This is a genomic window from Chamaesiphon sp. VAR_48_metabat_135_sub, assembly GCF_031418915.1.
GTDB lineage: Bacteria > Cyanobacteriota > Cyanobacteriia > Cyanobacteriales > Chamaesiphonaceae > Chamaesiphon.
On sequence record NZ_JANOJV010000028.1, the window covers coordinates 1 to 1,821 of the forward strand.

The following is a 1,821-nucleotide window of genomic DNA, read 5'->3' on the forward strand; positions in this document are numbered from 1 at the left end:
AAATGAAATGTTTATTTTCTATTTTCTGATTTGTGGGTTTTGGGGCGTATATCTCCCCCCCCCGCCGGCGCCACCCCTGTATTGTCTTGGTGTCTTTTCTTTTTTTTTTGGGGGGGCACCCCCATAAAAAACACGCCGCTAAACCGTCGGGGAACCAGGGCGTGCGCAAGCCGCTCCAGGGAGGGGATTTTTTGGAGGGATTTTCTATGATGCGCTATGGTTCGTAGCGGCTGCTGTCGCCGATGACTGCAACTTTGTGGCGATAGATTAGTTCGGCTCCGAACCAGCCGCCGATCGCTAGTAGCGATGCGACGATTGTCGAGATAATCAAGCCGACTGGTAAAATCGCACCCTCAACATTATTCCAACGCAATGCCCAGTTAATTAATGTCAGCACCATTGCAGTAATATTGCCAGTCATGTGAATCCAGCCTGCGCTGTGCTTGCGGACTCGATCGATCCGCAAAAAATCTAGCATTCCAGTTAAAGCAGCAACTAGCCCAGCGATAAATCCCGCGCCAATCAACCAGATCGCCGCCCGCGCCCAAAAGGGATCGCCAGTGAGCCAATATCCCAGATCTGCTCCAGCAGCACCAGAGAGGAAAGCGATCGGAAATGTGACGAGGAGGGGATGGAGTGGATGTCCGGCGATCGCGACTGTACTCTGTACACCGCTATCATGATACTCGCGATCGTTGCTTTCGATAAATGGGGGAATGTTCGGAAGTTGAGTCATGATTTTTGCCTCTAAATATTTAGTAAAAATTTAGATCGAAGGTAACTGAGTGATTTGAGTTTTGGCATGAATTACTAACCTACCTGGTTGAGCTTCTAGTTGATATAACTGGAGTGTTACCCCTGGAATATTAAAGTTTCGCAAATCTAATAAAGCAGTAAGCTGTTCAAAAATTACCATGATAAGTTTTACAGTTAGACCTTCACCTTCAGTCGCTAAGATTTCCAGTGAAATCTGATTTCCATTCTCGTAAATTCGAGGAATTGCAGTTGCTGAAAATCTTTTTATTTAATTTTCCTCTCTGATTGAAAAAGTTGCGGCGATGATGAATTTATTCTCACCAGGCAGATCTAAAGTCGCTTGTTGAATATCGATCGTGACTGGTTTGCCTTCGAGATCCATCTTTAAACCACGTAACTTGGTTTGAATATAGCTACAGCCAAAAGCATGATTGATATCGGCTTCGGTCAAAATTATCCGAGCTTCGGCATCCGTGGGATGAGTGAGTTCGATATTACCAAACATCGCCCTGAGTGGATTAATGGATACCCGCTCGGTGTTAAGTTGGATAGTTTCCACCCGTAAATCTTGCTTAACTACCAATCCCTTACCAGATATTTCGACAGAATTAACTTTGCCTTGGAGGAAATTCGCAGGAGTGGTACGAATATCAACATTTATCTGTTCAGAGCGGTCTAACTGAGTAGCAATGCCAATTTCTACGACTTTACTTAATGCCCGATCGCCCAGAGCTGGTGGATCTTGTGCCATGTTTTTTGGTGGTAAAGTTTGATTTGTTAAAATCTAGAAATTAACAAAATTTTGGTGATCTAACTCTAGTAATAGCAAAATTAGATCAAAATTTAATCTACCGAAAGACATACAAGAAATCTACCTCTTGCGAGAGAAGGCATTCAAGATTTAGGTTGGTAAAATATCGAAATAGCCAAGTTTTACTAACTATTAATGAAACTCAAACCGATCGAACAACAAGTTGTTGCCGTCGTTGGAGCCTCCAGTGGCATTGGACGAGAAACTGCGATCCAGTTCGCCAAACGCAACGCCAAGGTAGTCGTCTCCGCCCG

At 44.3% G+C, this 1,821-nt stretch carries 4 protein-coding genes; 1 reads left to right on the forward strand and 3 read right to left on the reverse strand.

Features of this window, described 5'->3' with window-relative positions; genetic code table 11:
- Window positions 1–214: 214 nt before the first annotated feature.
- From RMO55_RS02220 to RMO55_RS02230, 3 genes are all read right to left on the reverse strand, one after another.
- The gene (locus RMO55_RS02220; RefSeq protein ID WP_310422827.1) at window positions 215–736 is read right to left on the reverse strand and encodes a DUF2231 domain-containing protein; all 522 of its coding nucleotides are present in this window, start codon (window positions 734–736) and stop codon (window positions 215–217) included.
- A gap of 30 nt (window positions 737–766) precedes the next feature.
- Entirely contained in the window at window positions 767–916 is a 150-nt protein-coding gene (locus tag RMO55_RS02225) for a hypothetical protein (protein WP_310422829.1), read from the reverse strand.
- A gap of 108 nt (window positions 917–1,024) precedes the next feature.
- Window positions 1,025–1,507 carry a DUF2993 domain-containing protein gene (locus tag RMO55_RS02230; RefSeq protein ID WP_310422832.1) on the reverse strand — a complete coding sequence of 161 codons (483 nt, stop codon included), beginning with the start codon at window positions 1,505–1,507 and terminating at the stop codon, window positions 1,025–1,027.
- 195 nt (window positions 1,508–1,702) lie between these two features.
- On the opposite strand from RMO55_RS02230, the gene RMO55_RS02235 reads away from it, so the two are divergent.
- Window positions 1,703–1,821: SDR family NAD(P)-dependent oxidoreductase (locus RMO55_RS02235; RefSeq protein WP_310422835.1), on the forward strand; the 119-nt coding region annotated here is incomplete at its 3' end.